Source organism: Caballeronia sp. A2-2, assembly GCF_057612605.2.
In genome coordinates, this window is the sequence record NZ_CM172588.1 from 171,581 (window position 1) to 192,527 (window position 20,947).

The window sequence follows — 20,947 nt, forward strand, 5'->3', positions numbered from 1 at the left end:
CCGAGAGCCTTAGAACGGAACCCCGCAGCGTATCAGTGCCCAGCCACCTCAAGCCTCGTCGCAAGATTGCTATTCGGCCCAACGTTGATAAGCACTTCGACAAAAAGCCTAGAGCCATCGCTTTGCACGCTTGTAGAAGCACTTGCCGAGGTAGGGCCCAATGGGGCGGGTGCGATGTGGCTTGATGAGGCTGGGCGCTAATACGCTGCGGGATTCCGTTATTACTTTCTCGGCGCGCGAAGCGCATGGCCGAAAGAATGAATGCGGTCCACTAAGGCCAAAGGATTCGAGCGCGAAATCGTTAGGTTGCCTATGCGCTCTGCTAGACGAGTGAAGTTCTATTGCGGCCACTGTATCGTTAAACCAGACCACCCTCTCCAGCCAGCGGGCATGGGGGTAAAAGCTGCTTTCTTTGGTGACTTTCTTTGCAGCAGCAAAGAAAGTTACCCCCCCGCCGGGGAGGCGGCTACTGAATAAGCCAAACAAAAACCAGCAGCCCCTTCCCCGCAAAAAACTCAATCCCCTCTCAAAACGATAGTAGCCAACGGAGGCAAAGTAAGCGCAGCAGAAAACCCCTTCCCATGACTCCCATGCTCCTCAGCATAGATAACACCGCCGTTCCCCATATTCGACCCCCCATAAATGGCAGCATCAGAATTGAGGACTTCGCTCCAGCGACCGCCTCGGGGCAATCCAATCCGATACCCCGACCGAGGCACCGGCGTCATGTTGCACACGACAACAAGCTCACGCCCTTCGGCGTCCGTTCTCCGATAGGCATAAACGCTATTCCCATTGTCATCGCCCACAATCCACTCGAAGCCGCGAGGATCGGAATCGAGCTTATGCAACGCCGGCTCACCCACATAAAGCAAATTAAGATCGCGCACGAGCTTCTGCAACCCGCCATGAAACGCATCATCGAGCAGATGCCAATGCGGCGATTCATCGTGATTGAACTCGGCGACCTGCCCGAATTCCCCGCCCATGAAGAGCAGCTTCTTGCCAGGATGCGTCCACATGAACCCAAGATAAGCGCGCAAATTAGCAAACTTCTGCCACCGATCCCCCGGCATCTTGCCGATCAAAGACCCCTTGCCGTGCACGACTTCATCATGCGACAACGGAAGAACGAAGCACTCCGAATAGGCATACACCATCCCAAACGTATAGAGATGATGGTGATACTGCCGATAAACCGGATCTTCTTCCATGTAGTGCAGCGTGTCGTGCATCCACCCCATGTTCCACTTGAAGTCGAAGCCCAATCCGCCCTGATCGACCGGCGCCGTCACCCCCGGCCAAGCCGTGGATTCCTCGGCAATCGTGATCGCACCGGGAATATGCCTGACCTCATGATTCAGGCGCTTGAGAAACGCAATCGACTCCAGATTCTCACGCCCGCCATACATATTCGGCACCCACTCGCCCGCCTTGCGCGAGTAGTCGCGATACAGCATCGAAGCCACCGCATCGACCCGCAAACCATCGACGTGATAACGCTTGAGCCATGCAAGTCCCGATGCAATCAGGAACGCGCTCACCTCGTTACGTCCGAGGTTGTAGATCATCGTGTTCCAGTCCTGGTGATAGCCCTCGCGCGGATCGGCGTGCTCGTAGAGCGGTGTGCCATCGAACTGAATGAGACCGTGTGCATCGTTCGGAAAATGCGCCGGAACCCAGTCGATGATGACGCCCAGCCCCGCTTCGTGCGCGCGGTTCACGAACTCCGCGAACTGCTCCGGCGTGCCGAAACGCGCGGACGGCGCGAACTGCCCGAGCGGCTGATAACCCCACGAGCCGCCGAACGGATGCTCCGCAATCGGCATGAATTCGAGGTGGGTAAAGCCCATGCCCTTCGCGTACGGAATGAGCCGCTCGGCAAGCTCATGCCAGTTCATGCCGCGGTTGCCGTCGTCGGGAATACGCAGCCATGATTCAGCGTGCGCCTCGTAGATCGAGATCGGCGATTGAACGTTCTGCTTGCCGCCACGCGTGGACATCCATTCGGAATCGGTCCATGCGTAATGGTCGATGGCGTCCGCATCCGCGACGACTGAAGCCGTCGAAGGCGGCTTCTCGCTCTGCATCGCGCAAGGGTCGGCCTTCAGCGGCAGCGTCCAGCCTTCGCGCGCCACGACTTCATACTTGTAGCGCGTGCCCGCGCCGATGCCCGGCACGAACAACTCCCACACGCCCGCGTTATGCCGCAGACGCATGGGATGCCGACGCCCATCCCACGTATTGAAGTCGCCGACAACCGACACGCGCTTCGCATTCGGCGCCCACACCGCGAAACGCACGCCCGCGATGCCGCCATGCGTCACCGGCCGCGAACCTAGACATTCGAGCACGGCATAAGGATCGGCATTCGAGAGCCGCGCCAACATATCGTCCGACAGCACCGGCCCGAACGAATACGTGTCATGCGTTTCCTGCGGCGTGCCATGCCAGTCGATCAGCAGACGATACGCCGCCGGCCGCGTGACAAAGCCCGCAAAGAGGCCCGCATCGTGAATACGCGTGAGTTCGCCGATAGACTCGCCGCTCTGCGCATCGATCACATTCACGCCGCCTGCATTCGGCAGAAACACACGCACCACATGACCCGCGTCGGTCTGATGCAGCCCGAGCATCGAAAACGGATCGGGATGCCGCGCTTCGACGAGCGCGTCGACATCGAGCGGATAGAGGCCGTGAGCCGGATTCCGGGCGTCCGGGCCCGGGTCGCTTCGATCATTCATGGTGGGTTCCATCCGGGTTGTCTTTGTTTGCTTCGAACACGGGTCGCGTACCGGGCGCGGGCGGCTCGCCCGTGTCACCCAACAGGCGGCTCGCGAGCGACGCGAGACCCCGCAACGGAAGGCCGATCCATGTCGGCCGGTTCGCTGCTTCGTAGCGGATTTCATAAGCGGCCTTCTCGATCAGGAACAGATCGAGCAAGGGCTGGAACACGTCTTCCGCCGCGATGGTTTCGGGCGAGGACGCAATCGCTTCCTGATACTCACGCAAGAAACTCTCCTCGGCATAAGCGCGCAAGCGTTCGAATAACGTGCGCTTTCTGTCGGCCGTCTTCTCAGGCGCGTTTTCCGTGGTCGATTGCGCCGCCGCGCTCGCATACGACAGCGAACGCAACAGGCCCGCGACATCGCGCAGCGGACTGGTCTTTTTACGACGTTCTTCCAGCGCCCGCGCCGGCTCGCCTTCGAAGTCGATGAGATACGCATCGCCCTGAGCCATCAACACCTGACCCAGATGGAAGTCGCCGTGAATGCGGATGCACAACGCAGCGGCATCCTTTCCGATCAGGTTCTTCACGGCATCCACGAGCATGTCGCGACGATCGAGCAGACTTTGCGCGAGGAAGCGGTCATGTTCGTTGAACTCGCCAATCTTCTGCGCAATGATATCGAGCGCGCTGTCGAGCAGCTTGAGCGTGCCATCCATCCAGCCCTTGACGTCCTCGGCCGTGGCGGGGCGCGGCGCGAACGCTTCGTCTTCCGTGGGCGAGGCGAGCGCGACATGCAGTTCGCCCAGCCGCCGGCCGATGATGCCCGCAATATGGCCATAGCCTTCGAAGCCGGCCAGTTCCGTGTCCTGCTCGGGCAGATTCTGCTCGGCATCGACGGAGACGGCGAGTTCATCCACGGTGCGGCGCAGATAGTCGAGCGCGTAATTCCACGCATCGCCCTGATTGTCGATAAAGCCCTGCAAGATGATGAGCGTGTGCGGCACATTCTGCGGATCGACGCGCACCACTTCGCCGTACAACTGCCCCGTGTTCTTGTAGCCGAGCGCGGTCAGATAGCGGCTCATTTCCGCTTCGGGATGAATGCCGCCCACCACACGCCGCACGAGCTTGAGCACCACCTTGTCGTCGATCACGAGCGAACTATTGCTCTGTTCCGCAGCCAGCCAGCGAATCTCCGGCGGCTCGGCGGGATAGAGATTGAGCGTGTCGAAAAGCTCGGTCGGAATGAACTTGATCTCGCTCTTTTGCACGGTCGGGACAACGGCGCGTTCCTTCAGCTTGCGCATCACGCCGTAGGTGAATTGCGGCACCGAGAACGCATCCGTCAGATGGCCGATGTTGCGGTTGCGCCGCACGCGCGCCAGCGCCAGTTGCATGTAAAGCGGCGAGGTCGTTTCCGTGCCCCACGCAATCGAAAGCGGCAATACATAGCGTTCGGTGTGATCGCCGACATCCGCTTCGATCTCGGTGAACGCGAAGCCCGCGCCTTCGATGGTGGTCAACGCAGCGAGGCGCACCGCATGCAGCTTCTGATCCTTCGATGCAAACCAGCGCCGCTTGCTCAAGTAATTCGGCAGCACTTCCGATTCGAGCAGCCGCACGTTTTCCGGCGTCGGTCCCGATTGTCCCGCGCGAATCACCATCGTCACGAATTCGGGCAATTGCTCGGAAGGCGCTTGCGCCCACGCAGGCCGCATGTTGCCCGGACACAGTTGGAACCACAGGAAGCCGTAGGGCGGGAACGTCAGCAGATAAGTCAGCCTGCCGATGGCCGGAAACGGCGAATCCGCCGTCATTTCGAGCGGCACCGATCCTTCGAACTCCGACAGATCGAGTTCGACCGCTTGCGGCGCGCGCGACAGATTGGCCACGCAAAGAATAGGCGGCTCGCCTTCGAGTTCGCGCACATACGCCAGGATTTTTCGATTGTTCGGGCGCAGGAAGCGAATGGAGCCACGGCCGAACGCATGCTTCGAACGGCGCACCGCCAGCATCTTGCGCGTCCAGTTCAGGAGCGAATGCGGGTCGCGGCTTTGCGATTCGACGTTGACCGCATCGTAGCCATACAGCGAACCCATCACCGGCGGCAGAACGAGTTGCTCGGGATCGGCGCGTGAAAAACCGCCGTTGCGGTCGGATGACCATTGCATCGGCGTGCGCACGCCATCGCGGTCGCCCAGGTGAATGTTGTCGCCCATGCCGAGTTCATCGCCGTAATAGATCACGGGTGTGCCGGGCATCGACAGCAGCAGCGAATTGATCAGTTCGATGCGGCGGCGATCGCGCTCCATCAACGGTGCAAGACGGCGGCGAATGCCGAGATTCAGCCGCGCGCGACGATCGCTCGCATACGTGTTCCACAAGTAATCGCGCTCGGAGTCGGTGACCATTTCGAGCGTGAGTTCATCGTGATTACGCAGGAAAATGGCCCATTGATTCGTGGTGCCAAGGTCCGGCGTCTGCCGCATGATGTCGGTGATCGGAAAGCGGTCTTCGCTCGCAATCGACATATAGATGCGCGGCATCAGCGGGAAGTGGAACGCCATGTGGCATTCGTCTTCGTCGCCGAAGTATTCCTTCACATCTTCCGGCCACTGATTCGCTTCCGCCAGCAGCATGCGGTTCGGATATTCCGCGTCGATGGTCGCGCGAATCTTCTTCAGGATCGAGTGCGTTTCAGGCAGATTCTCGTTGTTGGTGCCTTCGCGTTCCACGAGATAAGGCACCGCATCCAGCCGCAGCCCGTCGATACCCATATCCAGCCAGAAGCGCATGACCGACAGCACTTCCTTGAGCACGGCCGGATTATCGAAGTTCAGGTCGGGCTGGTGCGCATAAAAACGGTGCCAGTAATACTGGCCCGCGACAGGATCATGCGTCCAGTTCGAAGGCTCGGTATCGATGAAGATGATCCGCGTCTCCTCATACTTCTTGTCGGTATCGGACCACACGTAGTAGTTGCGATGGTTCGATCCCGGCTTCGCGCGCCGCGCACGCTGAAACCACGGATGCTGGTCCGACGTGTGATTGATGACAAGCTCGGTAATCACGCGAATGCCACGCGCATGCGCTTCCTGAATGAAGCGCTTCACATCGGCAATCGTGCCGTAGTCCGGATGCACATTGCGATAGTCGGCGATGTCGTAACCGTCGTCGCGACGCGGCGACGGATAGAACGGCAGCAGCCAGATCGCATCCACGCCGAGTTCCGCGATGTAATCGAGCTTCGCGAGCAGGCCCGGAAAATCGCCGATGCCGTCGTTGTTCGCATCGAAGAAAGACTTGATGTGAACCTGATAGATGATCGCGTCTTTGTACCAAAGCGGATCGTCGCTGAGAATCGAGGCCTTCTTGTTGCGCTTAACCCTTGTATCCACGGTTCGCTCCAGTGTCCTTGCGGGTGGCGTCGATGACGGCCGCCCTTGTTATTCGTGTGCTCTCGTTACGCGTCGATGCTTAAGCGACTCAGCTTTCTTCCGGCGGCAGCGGCTTGGGCAATCCCCATGTCGGCGAGATGCGCCAGATCGCGAACGGCAGCGAGTGCGGATTGAGCCGCACATGCTGGCGGCGTCCGCGCCATTCGAAGCGCTCGCCCGTCACCTGATCTTCCACCGCGACGGCATCCCATTCGTGCACGCCCCAGCGTTCCAGCGTCTGCCACGGCAAGTCGATGTCCGCGCCCTGTTCGTTGAACGGATCGAGATTGACGGCGACCAGCACCACGTTGTCGCGCGTCGCGTTCGCCTTCTCGAAGAACAGGATGTTGTCGTTATAGGCCGGCAGGAAATTCACGCCCAAATGCGTCTGCAAGGCGGGATTCGCGCGCCGGATGCGATTGAGCGCGGTGATCTCGGTCACGATATTGCCGGGCCGGTTCCAGTCCCACGCGCGCAACTGATACTTTTCGGAATCCAGATATTCTTCGCTGTTCGGCAGCGCCGCCGCTTCGCACAACTCGAAGCCGCTATACACGCCCCACAAACCCGACAACGTTGCCGCCAGCGCCGCGCGAATCACAAACCCGGGACGTCCCGAGCTTTGCAGAAAGCGCGGGTTGATATCCGGCGTGTTCACGAAGAAGTTCGGCCGGAAATAATCCTTGGCGTCCGTCTGCGTGAGATCGTGCATGTACTCGATGAAATCGCGCTTGCTTTCGCGCCACGTAAAGTAAGTGTACGACTGCGAGAAACCGAGCTTGGCGAGACGGTTCATCACGCGCGGACGCGTGAAGGCTTCGGCGAGGAAGATCACATCGGGATGACGCGCGCGCACATCGCCGATGACCCATTCCCAGAAAGGGAACGGCTTCGTATGCGGATTGTCGATGCGGAAAATGCGCACGCCCGCCGCGATCCAGTGAAGGAAGACATCGCGCAGAGCGAGCCACAATTCCGGCTTCGCGTCCTTCGCGTAAAAGTCAGGATTCACGATGTCCTGATATTTCTTCGGCGGGTTCTCCGCATAACGCAGCGTGCCGTCGGGACGCCACGCAAACCACGTCGGATGTTCCTTCAGCCAAGGATGGTCCGGCGAACACTGCACCGCGAAATCCAGCGCGATTTCCAGTCCATGTTCATGCGCCGCTTCGAGCATGCGCTTGAAGTCGTCGAGATTGCCGAGTTCGGGATGCACGGCGGTATGGCCGCCTTCCTTGCCGCCGATGGCGTAGGGACTGCCGACATCGCCGGGTTCGGCGGTTAGCGTGTTGTTCTTGCCCTTGCGATTCGCTATGCCAATGGGGTTGATCGGCGGGAAATACAGCACGTCGAAACCCATTTCGCGGATGCGCGGCATCTTGCCGATCACGTCGATGAAAGTCCCGTGACGGTTCATGTCGTCGCTCATGGAGCGCGGGAAGATCTCGTACCAACTCGCGAAGCGCGCGGCGGCACGTTCCGAATCCACGCGATACACGGCAGGATCGCGCGACAAAAACGGACGATGCCGCGCCGCCGCGATAGCCTTCGCCGTCGCCGGTGCCAGCACCAGTTCGAGCTTGCGCTTGTCGTCGGCCTTGGTGAATTCCTTGACGATCTTTTCGAGCGGCGCGCTGTCCGAATCTTCGACCGTCTTCACTTCCGCGAGAATCAGCGCGAACAGATGCTTCGCTTCCTCGACTTCGAGTTCGACGGTTTGCCCGGCCTTGAGCTTCTTGCCCATGTGATCGGTGAGCGAGGCGAAATCGTCGCGCCATGCCATCACGACGAATTCATGACGGCCCACGCGTTCGAGCGGAATGCGCGCGGTCCACAGATCGAGACCGGCGGGCAGCACGGCGGTCAGCGGCGTTTCGTGCCATTCGGTTTCATCGGCGGCGCGCCATTGCACGGCGGCAGCGATCTTGTCATGACCTTCCGCGAAGATCGCGGCCTGCACTTCGACCGCTTCCCCGACGATGCGCTTGGCCGGAAAGCGTCCGTTATCGACCGAAGGCGTCACGCTCTCGATCGACACGCGCGGCGCTTCAATGGCAGCGGCGACGGATTTCTTGTCAGCGGCCTTGGCACCGCGCTTGACCTGCGGCTGCGCGAGCAGGATGAACGGCTCGGCTTCCGCGCGGAACAGCCGCACTTCGCCCGCCTTGAGCATGAACGGCGCGAGACGTGCGGGCTTCGCCTTCGCCTCATCGATGGGCGCGAACCGCGTGTAATTGCCCGGCACCGATTCGAGCAGATGCAGCGTATCGATATGCACCGGCGCGACCAGATCCGGATTGATGACGACGAGCACCGCCGATTCGCTCGTGCGCAGATCGCAACCGTCCGCCCGAATCAGCGTGGCGTAGGGCGTGCCGGAACCTGTGAGCGAGCGCAGTTCGCCGACACTCGACAGCGTTTCGACATCGCGCTGCAAGGCATTCGCGCGCTTGATCGGCTTGGTCAGGTCGATGCGCGCTTCCATGCGCGCACGGTCGAACTCCGCCGCGACGCCGTACTGCGGCGACATCGGCAGTGCGACGCCGTATTCGAAGCCCATCGGCACGAGCAGGCCGGTGCCGAGCGAAGCGGCCGTATCGAGTGCGCGGGTGTAGGCGCGTTCGATCAGCGCGGTATCGCTCGTATCGTGAAGATCGCTGATGAGGCGCGGTCCGTACGGATCTTCCGGGAACGCGACCGGCGGCGCGATGCGCGACAAGGCCGCGTGTTCGTCGAGCAGCCACGCGCTCTTGAAGTCCCACCAGCGCGTGGAGGCGAACACGGCGTCGAACCCGGCATCGGTCAAACCGTGCAGGTCGTGACGCGTGAGGCCGACCGTCCACGCCAGCCAGCGCGAATCCGGATGCTTCTCGCGCACGGCCGCGCCGAGCCTGCGCCAGACATGCGCGGGCACCGCATGCGGCGCGTCGAAGCGAAAACCGCCGACGCCTGCATCCGCGAGCAGCAGCAGTTCCTTCGCCCACCACTGCGTCAGTTGATGCGCGGTGTCTCCATCGCCGAAATTCGCATAGGCGACGTCACGCTGGCGCGGTGCGCGGCGCGGATCGAGACGCGCATCGGCGCTTTCGAACGGCTGGAACCAGTGCTTGTTCTCCTGATACAGACCGCCGTCCGTGCTCACGCGGTCGATCACGACATCGACCAGCAGGGTGAGCTTGTTCTTCTTTGCAAGATCGGATAGCTGACGCAAACCGTCGGCGGCGGACGCGGACGATTCGAAGATGTCATGCAACTTGTGATGGTCGGCCACCGCTTCGCGATGCCCGTTGCTGCCGGGTGCGAAGGGCGAACCGATCAGGACATGATCGAAACCCAGCGAGGCCGCATGTTCGAACTGGGCAGGCCAGTTCGCCAATGGGCCGACGAGCAGGGGATCGATGAAGTAAATACGAGGCGCAAACGCATGATGAGCTTGATGGTTTTCCATCGTTCGTCTTTTCCAGAGTCGTCCTGCGGTGGCGGGGATGCGGGCATCGAATCGCGATCACGCTCACGGGCCAAACGGGCGAAAGCCGGTCCGCCCGCAACGATCCTCGCGGGTCACGGACCTGAACTCCGGCCTGAAATACGCCTCAGCGCCGCTCATCCGGCGCTGGCCTCGGTCGCGTCTCGCGATGCGCCGTGCTGACTTCGATGGCGCCGCGGTCCCGCAAGGGGAACTTCATCACCCGAGGGAGGGAGCACGTAACGTGCCGCGCCCGCGTGTGAACCGAAGCGGCTCATCGATGCATCGAGTCTAAAGAACTTGTGGAGCTTGTGTCACCTACGGTCACCTGCGGCCCGGCAGCGCGCGCCCGAAGCGCGCGTGCCGACGAGGCTACGCGGTCTTCGCGACGAGTGTGCGATCGGTGCCGGCCACGCGTTGCGGCGGCGTGTCGAGCGGTGCGCGGCGTACGCGCAGTGCCGTACGCGAGGGACGTGCGCCGCTCACATCGACATAGAGTGCGACCATCTTGCCGACGGCTTCGTTCCAGCCGAAGTCGCACGACATGGCATTGCGCTGCAAGGCGCGCCAGATTTGCGGACGCATGTAGGCATCGAGCGCGCGGCCGGTCGCGGCGATGACATCCTGCACGCGTTCGCCGTCGAACAGGAAACCGGTCGGCTCGTGCGCGGCGCGCGGGGCGGGCACGGCGTGTATCGGCTGATCGTGGGTGCCGTCGCGCAGATACGCGGTCGGACGCAGGACATTGCGCGAGACGATGCCCTTGAGCAGCGCGCAGTCGTGCGCCGCATCGACGATGGTGTCCGCCAGACCGCCCACGCCGGACGCCACCGGCAGCGTGCCGTAACGCATCGCGTAGAGTTGCGTGAGGCCGCACGGTTCGAAGCGGCTTCCATGCAGAAGAATATCCGCGCCCGCATGCAGCGCGTGCGCGCGACGCTCGTCATAGCCAATGCGCACGCCCACGCGGTCGGGCCATTCCTGCGCGAGCTTCCTGAAACCTTTCTCGATCCACGCCTCGCCCTTGCCGATCACGGCAAGCTGCAAGCGCGGATGCTTCGCCAGCAATTTCGGCAGCGCTTCGAGCACCACATCCGCGAGCTTTTGCTGCGTCATGCGGCTACCGATGGCGATGACCGGCGCGAACGGATCGACCGGCAGGCCGAACATGCGTTGCAGCGCGCGCTTGCAGGCGTGCTTGCCGCGCATGTCGTCGAAGGAATAGTTGCGCTCGATCGTCGGATCGATGGCGGGATTCCAAATGTCTTCGTCGATGCCGTTCACCACGCCTGACAGCTTGTGCCGATGTTCGAGCAGCACGCCTTCCATCAGATGACCGAAGCGCGGCGTGAGGATTTCGCGCGCATACGTTTCACTGACGGTCGTCACGCGATCGCTATGGACGATGCCCGCTTTCATCAGACTCAACGCGCCGTAGAACTCGATGCTCTGCGGTTCGTTGAAGGCATGCACGAGCCACTTCGCCGGCACGCCGAGCGAGGCGCCGAGCGACAGCGCGTAGTTGCCCTGGAATGCCAGATTGTGGATGGTGAAAATGCTCTTGGCTTGCACGCCCGCGTCTTTCATCAGCAGCGGCGTGAGGCCGGTATGCCAGTCGTGCGCATGCACGATGTCGGGCTTCTTAACCCCGCGCACACCTTGCGCGATCCGCACGGCAGCAGCCGAGAGCGTCGCGAAGCGCACAGCGTTGTCCGGATAGTCACGGCCTTGGGCGTCCTGATACAAACCGGTGCGCGCGTAGAGCGCATCGCAGCGCAGCAAAAGCACCGGCACGCCGGTGTCCGGCATGCGGGCGCGCAGCAGCGTGCAGTCGCCGCCCGGCAATCCGGTGAGCGTGCCGATCCGCGTGACGTCTTCAGCGGCGGCAATGGCGTTCGGATACGCGGGCAGCAGGATGGTCGCATCGACGCCAGACTCGCGAAGGGCGGCGGCATAGGCGCTGACCATGTCGCCGAGTCCGCCGGTCTTGGCGAGCGGGACGGCTTCGGAGGCGACCAGCAGAACGTTCAAGGGCAAAGTGTGCTCCAGTCGGGTGGAACGCGTGGCCGATGACGTCGGGCGGCCTCGCAGTCGATCAGGGTTTGCATGGATGGCTGGCGCAATGCAGCAATCGGTGTGCCATATGCACGCCGGATGCGTTCGATCGCGCTCATGCAATTCCGCCGGACTGTGTCGGACGAATACGGGACGTGGCCGAAAAGACAGATGCGCATCGCGTGTAAAACTCTCCGCGATGCGCGCCGCGTTTTTACACGGCGAGTCGTTCAGCTTATGGGGCGGGCGTGGAGCCCGTGTGACAGCGACGCATCGAATGCGCGTCGCTCGAGAGAGGGACGATCAGCCGCCGACCAAACTCGCCGCGATATTGATGCTCAAGCCCAGCACCGCGAGGTTGAAGAAGAAGGACAGCACGGACTGCGCGAGCGCGGTGCGTCGCACCGGTCTGGAGCACAAAACGACATCCGAGGTCTGCGAAGCCACCGCGATGGTGAAAGAGAAGTAGAGGAAATCCCAGTAATCGGGCTTGAGATGTTTGTCGGGAAACCTGAGCACCGGTTCGTCCGCGCGATAGTAGTGCCGCGCGTAGTGCAGCGTGAACATCGTCGGGATCAGGAACCACGCGCCGATCATGGTCGCGCCGGTGAGCGCGTAGTGCGGCCACGCGTGCGCGCCCAGACTCTTCGCCGTGGACAATTCCGCGACGATCGCCACGATGCTCGCCATCGCCGCGATGCTCACGATCACCAGCACGGTGGCGGCGTTTTCGTCCTCGCGCTCGGCCAACGCCTGCACGTTGGTCTGATCGGCGGTGCCCATGCGAATCCAGATCAGCAGAAGGTAGAGCCACACCGCTGTATCCCAGCCGATGAGCGCGCGCATGGTGGCGTTCAGATGCGACGGCAGCAACACCGACACGACCACGCCGATCAACAGTGCAATCACGGCGCGCGGTCGATTGCGCACGACAGGCGGGAACATGGTCATCATGGGCGGCGAACGGTTCGAAGTTTTGACGCCTGCGATTATTGCCCACGCGCCTTTCATCCAGCCATGCATCCGGTTCGCGCGGGGCGCGCAAAAAATGCTTGCCTGGCGACACCATCCAACAGATGCGTCGCAGCTTTTGCCGCATTATCATTGCGGGTTCGAAGATAGGGCACGCTTCACGCGATACGTCCGTTCGAATCGTTTCGCGAAAGCGACCCAACACGCACACTGTCCGTCCGCCGAAGGCTAAGATCGGTCGCATGAATGATCCTACGTTTCCGCTCGTCGTCAGGCACGCCGCCAATGAGGCGGGGCGTGACTTCGTGGTCGGCGATCTGCACGGTTGTGTCGATGCGCTGCGTTATCTGCTGCGTGAGATCGCCTTCGATGGCGCGCGCGACCGGCTGTTCTCCGTCGGCGATCTGATCGATCGCGGCACGGACTCGCTTGCGGCCATCGATCTGATCGATAAGCCGTGGTTTTTCCCGGTGCTCGGCAATCACGAGGACTCGCTTATTGCGGTGGCGACGGGCGCGATGCGTCGTCAGGCGTGGTATGCAATCGGCGGCGCGTGGGCCGAAACGCTGCATGACGATCAGCTTGGCGAACTGGCCGTGCGGCTGGCGCATCTGCCGCTGGTGCGCGTGATCGGCGAAGGCGAACGGCGCTTCAACGTGCTGCACGCGGAATTCTTCGGCAGCGACGCGGATCTGGACGCCGCCCATTATTCCGACGATGCACGCAATCAACTGCTGTGGGGACGCGGCCTCGCGCTCGGCAACGCCGACCCCGGACGTCAGCGCGGACTCTCGACCACGTATTGCGGCCACACGCCGACCAAGGCGGTCAAGCAGATCGGCTCGCAGATTTTCATCGACACGGGCGCGTTCGCGTCGGAAGGGCGGCTGACCATCGTGCAGGCCGGCACCGACGAACGCTGGTCGGTGAAGGAGCGCTGGGCGGCGTCCGAAGGCGCGCGGGAACTGGCGCTGCCCTGATTCGCTGAACGTTGCGCGGCACGCCGGTTGCTCGATATCTCGCCATCACAAGAACCAATGGCGAGGCGCGCTGTGGCTAGAATCGGACGAAATCAGGCGACGGGCGGCGGTTCGGTCGGCATGAAGGCCACCGAGGCGCGCGGGGACGTTTTGCAAGGCTGTCCCGAAGACCTGCCGCCGGGCCTGCGCTACATGGACGATTCGCGTCGCGGCTATACGCGCGAATGGACCGACGGCGCATTCGCCTACTTCAACACGCAAGGCAAGCGCATCGACGATGAAGCGGAAATTCGCCGCATCAATGCGCTGGCCATTCCGCCCGCCTATATCGATGTCTGGATTTGCCCCGATTCGCGCGGCCATCTTCAGGCGACCGGCCGCGATGCACGCGGACGCAAGCAATACCGCTATCACCCGCAATGGCGCGAAACCCGCGACGCCAACAAATACGAGCGCATGCTCGCGTTCGGCGCGGTGTTGCCGAAGCTACGCGCGCGTGTGACCCGCGATCTGACGCTCGATGGCATGCCTCGCGATAAGGTGCTCGCCACCGTCGTGCGCTTGCTGGATACGACGCTGATCCGCGTCGGCAGCGAGGAATACGCGCGCGAAAATCAGTCGTATGGATTGACGACGCTGCGCAAGCGCCATCTGAAAGTATCGGCGGGGACGCTCAGGTTTCGGTTTCGCGGCAAAAGCGGTATCGAGCACGATGTCGCCGTGAGCGACGCGCGGCTGGCGCGCATCGTGAAGCGCTGCATGGATCTGCCGGGACAGGATCTCTTTCAATATCTCGATGCGGATGGCGAGCGGCACGCGGTTTCATCGTCGGATATCAATGATTATCTGCATCAGATTACCGGCGCGGATTTCACGGCGAAGGATTACCGCACGTGGGCGGGCAGCGTGTTCGCGCTGGCGGCGCTGCGCCGGCTGAAGTGGGAGACGGTGACTGAGGCGCGCAAGCATATCGTCGGGACGATCAAGGAAGTGTCGCAACTGTTGCGCAATACGCCTGCCGTGTGCCGCAAGTGTTATGTGCATCCGGCAGTCATCGAGGCGTTCGAGGCTGGGGAATTGGCCGAGACGTTGCCTTCGTCGCGTCGTCATGGTCTGCGCACCGACGAAGCCGCGCTCATCATCTTTCTCGAACTCGATGCAAAACGTCGCGCGCGTGAAGCGGCGCGTGGGCGTCGCAAAGGCGCTCCGGCCAGCGATGCGCGATTGACGAAGCTGCTCGGCGAATCGAGCCAGAAGGCGCGCGCGGGAGCGCTCAAGTCCAGCGTGAAGAACGCAGCGGCGCAGGCGTTGGAAAAGGTCGCCCGCAAGCCCGCACCCAAAGCGGCAAGACCGGCGGCGAATAAAATCGCGCGCACGCGTTCGCCCGCTGCCGTGGCAATGAGCTAACCGACCTGATTCAGCTCGAACACGTAGTCGATCGACTCACCGTTCCAGTTGTATTCCAAATAAGCCGCGTGATGGCATTCGCGCAGCATCGTCGTGCGCAGTGCGGCGAGACATTCGCCTGCCGTATCCCGCACCGACGGATACGCAATGCCCGGCGCGCCCGCATTGCGCACCAGACGCCCGAGCGATTGACCCGGCGCGTAATCGTCCGGCGCAAGGATGCGTGCATCCAATCCCGTCTGCGCGATGGCATCGCCGCGAAGATCGACGACTTCGCCTTGCGCCATCACCGTGTAAAGACGCATTTGCTGACGCAGCGGCGCTTCTTTCGTGGCGGCGAGGAACAGCCCGGCGTGAAAGCGCGTCTCTGCGATGGCCGTCTGCTTTTCGCGCGCGCAATAGAACACGCCGTAACTGCCATCGGAAAAACGGCTGCCGGACGGATTCAGATGCGTGAACGCCGCCATGATCGGCCCGCAGCCCGGACCGAAGCAGCGCTCGGCGGGCGGAACCAGATCGAGTTCGCCGACTTCCGTGCGCAGGCGGTCGTTGGTCATCGCTTCCAGCGCGTAGAGCGCTTCGAAATCGTTCGGCGATGCCACGCGGTCGAACAGATTCACAGCGGGGAAACGCGTGGGAATCACGCGATAGGCAGGCGACCAGTTCAGTTCGGTGTGCGGCCAGCGTTCGCGCCAGCCGGTGCTGAGATCGCGTCCGGTCACGCCCAACCGCCTCGCATCGCGTCGAGATATTGGCGCACGGCCACGAGGTCGCTGATATTGCCCGCCAGCATGCGGCTCAACGCCGGACGGCCACCGAACGGCGGCGCGGCGTTGGGACGTTTGATCCAGGTATCGGCGGCGGCGGGTTCGGGCAGCAGAATCTGCAGCGCCTTGTAGATGCCGAGAATGAGCGAAAGCCGCTCCAGCGTGTCGCGCGCGAGTTGCGCGGATTGCGGCTCCTTCTTCCATTTGAAGAACGTGGAGCGGCCGGGCGTGCCGAGCAGGACGATTTGCTCGTCCGTGGACAGCGTCCAGTCCTGAGCGATGCGGAAAAAGGCGCGTAGTCCAGCGGCGGAAAGGTCGCCTACATCCGACGCGGGACGCCGCGCCGGACGTTCGCTTGCCGTGGACGTAGCGCGTGCGGCGCTGGGCATGTTATTGAGTCTCCAAAGGAACGTTTCATGTATCTTAGTCTATTTATGGATTAACTCAAGCATGCCGTAGCAATTTATTCATCGTCATCCTGCGGCGGGCCGTAGCGTCGTCCGGGCACGTGCGATTTGATCTCGGCCGCGATCTGCGACGGCGTGCAATCCGCCGGGACCACGCGACGCTGAATGCGCGAATCACCCTTGAGCACCCATTCGATCAGCCGATACGCACGTCCCCACGGCCGTTCGATCGGTTGCGATATCCGGCACTGATGCAGTTTGAGCGCGAACTCGGCGCGCATGGTCGGCGCAAGATTGGCGAAGGATGGGCGCGCGGCGGCAATAGTCATGACACGTTCCTCGGTTGAAAACCCGTTGCTCGGGACTGGGCACGTGGCGAGTGTGTCTGTCGAGAATTAAGGGCGACTTAACTTGCTATCCGATTGCCTGTAGTCAGCTATCGGCGCGGCAATAAGCCGCCTCGCCGAATCTGGTCAAGCGCCGGTTCGGCATTTTCGCCACGATGCGCGCATCATGTTTTCTGGCCGAACGGCTTACTGTATATTCGTACAGCAGTCAGCAACCTGGAGCTTGCCGATGACCCTTCGCAACGACACGGCCGAGGCCGCCGCGCTCGAGCGTTTCATGCGGGCCACGCGTGCCGTCCACGCAGCGTTCGATGCCACGCGAGGCGAGCCCGATTTCATCGACGGTGGCCGGTCCATCACGCGTTCCCTCGAACGTCTGGATGCCGCGCTCTGCGAACTGGAAACCTCCGAGCGCTCGCTCGACGCCATCCTTTCGCGCAGCGCCGGTCATTGAACCCGCGGCATCGTCGTCCATTCACTCACGGAGCGAACATCACTTTGAAGCCCGTATTCCTGACCCTGATCCTCATGCTGGGCCTGCCGTCCGCGTTCGCGGCGGAGCGTTATACCGAAGTGTGGAATCCGCCCGAAGCGCAGACGGCGAAGGGAAAGAAGCCGCGCGCCGCCACGCAAATGGCGCAAGCGGCGGCGAAGAAAAAGCGCAAGAGCGGGACATCGGTGAAACAAGTCGCCGATAAGGCCATGGCCGATCCGCAACCCACCATCACTGCGCGCGGCAAGAACGTATCGCCGAGGCAGACCGAGCCGGTCATTCCGCGCATCATCGGGCCGAATGGGCTGGCGTTGCAGGTTTGAGTTTGAGCGGCATCGGATAAAAGGAAAGGGCGCCAGCGAGGCGCCCTTTTTTTGTCTTGCGTCAGCCGGATCATTCGACCCGGCGCGGCATCATATGCGACCCATCAGCAGCAGCACGATAACAACAATCAGCAGAATGCCGACGATCCCGCTCGGACCATAACCCCAACTGCGGCTATGCGGCCACGAAGGGATGGCCCCGACCAAAATCAGGATGAGGATAATCAGCAGTATGGTTCCGATCGTCATTTGGACTTCTCCTTATTGAAAATCGCTCGACGTCCCGGCCCGACGTGTTCTCCCCAATTCATTGATGCACGGCGGTTGCGGCCGCTGCCGGTGTGTTCGCGATCGATCACCCTGTAGAGCAATGGGCGTGCCATCGAGAACAAAACGCGGACATGCAAAGGCCCGCGCGTGGCGGGCCTCCGGTACTGCGATTGTCGAAACTAAAGCGTCCTGCAAAGCGACGGTAAAGATTGCAACCGGCGCGTAAGGCGATTGCCGATCAGAACAGCCCGCGGAACACCCAGAACAAACCGCCTGCCAGCGCGATGGACACCGGCAGCGTGAGAATCCACGCCAGCGCAAGGCTGCGCACCGTGCGCCATTGCAGGCCGGAGCCATTGGCGGCCATCGTCCCGGCGACGCCGGATGACAGCACGTGCGTCGTGCTCACCGGCAGGCCGTACACGTCGGCGGCGCCGATGGTCAGCATCGCGACGAGTTCAGCCGATGCGCCCTGTCCATACGTCAAATGCGTCTTGCCGATCCGCTCGCCCACCGTCACGACGATGCGCTTCCAGCCCACCATCGTGCCGAGTCCCAGCGCGACGGCCACCGCGACCTTCACCCACGTCGGGATGAACTTGGTCGAATGATCGAGTTGGCCCTTGTAGTTCGTCAGCACGCCGTTGTCTTCCTTCGCAAACGCCGGGTCCTTCTGCTTCTCCATGATGCGCAGTGCTTCCGACGCGATATACATCTCGTTGCGGACGTTACGGACCATTCCTTGCGGCACTTCCGCCACGGTTTCGTGCGGACGAACCTGCGATTCGATCGAATCGACCATCTGCTTCAGCGAGGCGATCGTGTCCGGCGCGAGCTTTTTGGTCTGCACGTACTTTTCGACCGTGTCGCGCGAGTTCGCGCCCGGCGCGGCATTGCCCGCGTACTTTTGCAGCACTTCGGAGGCGTTGTGGCTCACGGACAGGAAAGTCTGCGTCTCGGCGGGCGTCACGGCCTTGTTGAGCGCGTAGGCGGTCGGCACCGTGCCGATCAGGATCAGCATGATGAGGCCCATGCCTTTCTGGCCATCGTTCGAGCCGTGCGCGAAGGACACGCCAGTGCACGTCAGGATCAAGAGGCAGCGAATCCAGAACGGCGGCGGCGTGTTCTTTTCCGGCTCCTTGTAGAGCGCGGGCACGCGCACGACGAGCTTGAGCACATAGAGCAAAAAGGCCGACAGGATGAAGCCGACCAGCGGCGAGAACAGCAGCGACTTGCCGACCGAGGTCGCCTGACTCCAGTCCACGCCCGACGTGCCGCTCGTGCCGTGCAGCATCTGATTCATCAGGCCGACGCCGATCACCGAACCGATCAGCGTGTGCGAACTCGAAGAAGGAAGGCCGAGCGCCCACGTGCCGAGGTTCCAGATGATCGCCGCGATCAGGAGCGCGAAGACCATCGCGAAGCCTTGCGAGCTGCCCACGCCGAGAATCAGTTCCACCGGCAGCAGTTGCAGGATGCCGAAGGCTACCGCGCCCGTCGAAATGAGCACGCCGATGAAGTTCCACGCGCCCGACCAGACCACGGCGAGATTGGGCGTCAGCGAATGCGTGTAGATCACCGTGGCGACGGCGTTGGCCGTATCGTGAAAGCCGTTGACGAACTCGAAGCCGAGCGCGATCAACAGCGCAATGCCCAGCATGATGTACGGAAACGCCGACGATTCACGCACCGGCGCGAGGTCATCGAGCAGATGCAGGACGCAATACACCGCGCCGGCCACGATGGCGAGGATGAACAGCAGAAAAGCGAGCCGCTGCCCGAGGGTTTTACCCTCCGTGCTCTGAGGAAAGGCTACCTGATTCATGTCGCGTCCTTGGGGATTTTTAGGGCTTGTGCGTAGCGGGTCAAAAAAACGGGCGGGAAACAGGGAGTAAGAAGCAAGAAAGCCATGTTTCCCGGTGTGTGTGTCGATTTCGTGACTCACGAAATGTTTGGCATTTCGTATGAATTGAAACGCGGCATGGGGCCGCCTCGGAGCATTCATGACGATGTGGATCGAAGTTGTTTTGCAGTCGAATGGCGAGGAGTTCGAGGCCGCGGTGAAGTCGCTCGGCGCGCTTTCGGCTTTTCGGGATTCGGGACCGATGCGGGAACGTGATGTGTCGTCGAAGCATCCCGTTGACGTGGCGATGCCCGGGTTTGCGCGGTATCGAACGATCGAGCAGGAGGGCGAAGCAATCGATTGCGTGCGCTGGAAGATCGATGCCGGTCAAACGCAGCTTGTCGCGACGCTCGACATGCGCGCTACGTTGCGGCTCACCGCGCCCGCGACGAACGACAACCTCGGCGTGCTGTTCCGGCTCGCGCGCGAAATCACGGACGGCGCGCCGTTTTCGATTGCGGCGAGCGGCGCGGATTCATCGGATCCTGTTCACGCCAGGAAGCTGATCTTGCCGGTCGATGCCACGCGCCGCGAAGCCTTCGCGATCATCGCGGCATCGATTGCCGAGCAGTGGTTCGGCAATGCGGCCGCCGCGCGCGCCGGCGTCGGCGATGAGCACGTGCATCAACTACGCGTCGCGCAGCGGCGTTTGAAAACGCTGCTCAAACTCTTTCGCCACGATCTCGACGATGCCTGGACTACCCGCATCGCGCCCGAACTGAAGTGGTTCGGCGATGTGCTCGCCGACGCGCGCGACTGGGACGTCTTCACCGACCAGACGCTGCCCGCATACGCAAATTCGGACGATGAACCTGCGCGCTGGCAACCGCTGATCGCCGCCGCCGATGAAAAACGCCGCGCCGCCCGCGACGCAGTGCGCGATGCACTCGCTTCACCGCGACATGCGCATCTCGCGCTGGCCTTCATCGAATGGCTCGCGCGCTTCGACATACTCGATGACGACGCGTCGGAGCCTTTCATCGATTTCGCGAAGAAACGCGTGCAAAAGGGCTACAAGCGCATCACGCACGTGCCGGATCTGACGACGCTCGATGCGCATGCGCGGCACCGCGTGCGCATCCATGCGAAGCGGCTGCGTTATGCGCTCGATTTCTTCCATTCGGTCACGACACATCGCACGCGCAAACAGACGGCGAAGCATTTAAGCGCCATGCAGACCGTGCTCGGCGAGGCGAACGATGCGGCGGTCGCGGCGCGAAGGCTGGTCAGCATGAAAGAATCGAGCGAGTACCAGCACGGTTTCGCGCGCGCGTGGGGCGCTGCATCGGCCAACCGAGATGCGCAGGAAGGCGAACGATTGCTACGCGCGATGCGTCGTCCGCGTCTGAAGGCATCGATATAATGCGCAGCGCGAGACAAGACATCGCA

The 20,947-nt window shown here is 62.1% G+C and carries 15 protein-coding genes; 5 read left to right on the forward strand and 10 right to left on the reverse strand.

Annotated elements, in window-relative coordinates:
• Nucleotides 1–515: 515 nt before the first annotated feature.
• The 5 genes from glgB to ACZCWR_RS17050 all read right to left on the reverse strand — a co-directional run bounded on the left by glgB (nucleotide 516) and on the right by ACZCWR_RS17050 (nucleotide 12,640).
• The gene (gene glgB / locus ACZCWR_RS17030; protein ID WP_487304166.1) at nucleotides 516–2,744 is read right to left on the reverse strand and encodes a 1,4-alpha-glucan branching protein GlgB; all 2,229 of its coding nucleotides are present in this window, start codon (nucleotides 2,742–2,744) and stop codon (nucleotides 516–518) included.
• A complete protein-coding gene (gene treS, locus ACZCWR_RS17035) occupies nucleotides 2,737–6,129 on the reverse strand; it encodes a maltose alpha-D-glucosyltransferase (protein WP_487304167.1) in 3,393 nt (1,130 codons plus the stop codon). Before treS ends, glgB begins: the two co-directional genes overlap by 8 nt.
• A gap of 88 nt (nucleotides 6,130–6,217) precedes the next feature.
• Nucleotides 6,218–9,616, reverse strand: a complete 3,399-nt coding sequence (locus ACZCWR_RS17040; RefSeq protein WP_487304168.1) for a maltotransferase domain-containing protein — start codon at nucleotides 9,614–9,616, stop codon at nucleotides 6,218–6,220.
• 390 nt (nucleotides 9,617–10,006) lie between these two features.
• Complete coding sequence (gene glgA / locus ACZCWR_RS17045; protein ID WP_487304169.1) at nucleotides 10,007–11,671, reverse strand: glycogen synthase GlgA; 1,665 nt, start codon at nucleotides 11,669–11,671, stop codon at nucleotides 10,007–10,009.
• A gap of 321 nt (nucleotides 11,672–11,992) precedes the next feature.
• A complete protein-coding gene (locus tag ACZCWR_RS17050; RefSeq protein ID WP_487304725.1) occupies nucleotides 11,993–12,640 on the reverse strand; it encodes a DUF1345 domain-containing protein in 648 nt (215 codons plus the stop codon).
• A gap of 263 nt (nucleotides 12,641–12,903) precedes the next feature.
• On the opposite strand from ACZCWR_RS17050, the gene ACZCWR_RS17055 reads away from it, so the two are divergent.
• Both ACZCWR_RS17055 and ACZCWR_RS17060 read left to right on the forward strand, forming a co-directional pair.
• On the forward strand, nucleotides 12,904–13,641 hold the full coding sequence (locus ACZCWR_RS17055) for a metallophosphoesterase (RefSeq protein ID WP_487304170.1): 738 nt from the start codon (nucleotides 12,904–12,906) through the stop codon (nucleotides 13,639–13,641).
• Between the two features lie 72 nt (nucleotides 13,642–13,713).
• A complete protein-coding gene (locus ACZCWR_RS17060) occupies nucleotides 13,714–15,048 on the forward strand; it encodes a DNA topoisomerase IB (RefSeq protein ID WP_487304171.1) in 1,335 nt (444 codons plus the stop codon).
• Here ACZCWR_RS17060 and ACZCWR_RS17065 read toward each other — a convergent pair.
• From ACZCWR_RS17065 to ACZCWR_RS17075, 3 genes are all read right to left on the reverse strand, one after another.
• Complete coding sequence (locus ACZCWR_RS17065; protein WP_487304172.1) at nucleotides 15,045–15,770, reverse strand: RES family NAD+ phosphorylase; 726 nt, start codon at nucleotides 15,768–15,770, stop codon at nucleotides 15,045–15,047. The two genes, ACZCWR_RS17060 and ACZCWR_RS17065, sit on opposite strands and share 4 nt — an antisense overlap.
• The gene (locus ACZCWR_RS17070) at nucleotides 15,767–16,204 is read right to left on the reverse strand and encodes an antitoxin Xre/MbcA/ParS toxin-binding domain-containing protein (RefSeq protein WP_487304173.1); all 438 of its coding nucleotides are present in this window, start codon (nucleotides 16,202–16,204) and stop codon (nucleotides 15,767–15,769) included. Before ACZCWR_RS17070 ends, ACZCWR_RS17065 begins: the two co-directional genes overlap by 4 nt.
• Nucleotides 16,205–16,278: 74 nt before the next feature.
• Nucleotides 16,279–16,551: a DUF2866 domain-containing protein gene (locus ACZCWR_RS17075; RefSeq protein ID WP_487304174.1), complete on the reverse strand. Its 273-nt coding sequence runs from the start codon at nucleotides 16,549–16,551 to the stop codon at nucleotides 16,279–16,281.
• Between the two features lie 247 nt (nucleotides 16,552–16,798).
• Between ACZCWR_RS17075 and ACZCWR_RS17080 the strand changes: the two genes are divergently transcribed.
• Both ACZCWR_RS17080 and ACZCWR_RS17085 read left to right on the forward strand, forming a co-directional pair.
• Entirely contained in the window at nucleotides 16,799–17,023 is a 225-nt protein-coding gene (locus ACZCWR_RS17080) for a hypothetical protein (protein WP_487304175.1), read from the forward strand.
• 44 nt (nucleotides 17,024–17,067) lie between these two features.
• On the forward strand, nucleotides 17,068–17,385 hold the full coding sequence (locus ACZCWR_RS17085; RefSeq protein WP_487304176.1) for a hypothetical protein: 318 nt from the start codon (nucleotides 17,068–17,070) through the stop codon (nucleotides 17,383–17,385).
• 90 nt (nucleotides 17,386–17,475) lie between these two features.
• On the opposite strand, the gene ACZCWR_RS17090 is transcribed toward ACZCWR_RS17085, so the two are convergent.
• Together ACZCWR_RS17090 and ACZCWR_RS17095 are read right to left on the reverse strand one after the other, a co-directional pair.
• Nucleotides 17,476–17,634, reverse strand: a complete 159-nt coding sequence (locus ACZCWR_RS17090) for a DUF3309 family protein (protein WP_487304177.1) — start codon at nucleotides 17,632–17,634, stop codon at nucleotides 17,476–17,478.
• A gap of 259 nt (nucleotides 17,635–17,893) precedes the next feature.
• Nucleotides 17,894–19,480, reverse strand: a complete 1,587-nt coding sequence (locus ACZCWR_RS17095) for an inorganic phosphate transporter (RefSeq protein ID WP_487304178.1) — start codon at nucleotides 19,478–19,480, stop codon at nucleotides 17,894–17,896.
• 178 nt (nucleotides 19,481–19,658) lie between these two features.
• Here ACZCWR_RS17095 and ACZCWR_RS17100 point away from each other — a divergent pair, with 178 nt between their 5' ends.
• The gene (locus ACZCWR_RS17100; protein WP_487304179.1) at nucleotides 19,659–20,921 is read left to right on the forward strand and encodes a CHAD domain-containing protein; all 1,263 of its coding nucleotides are present in this window, start codon (nucleotides 19,659–19,661) and stop codon (nucleotides 20,919–20,921) included.
• Nucleotides 20,922–20,947: the final 26 nt, after the last annotated feature.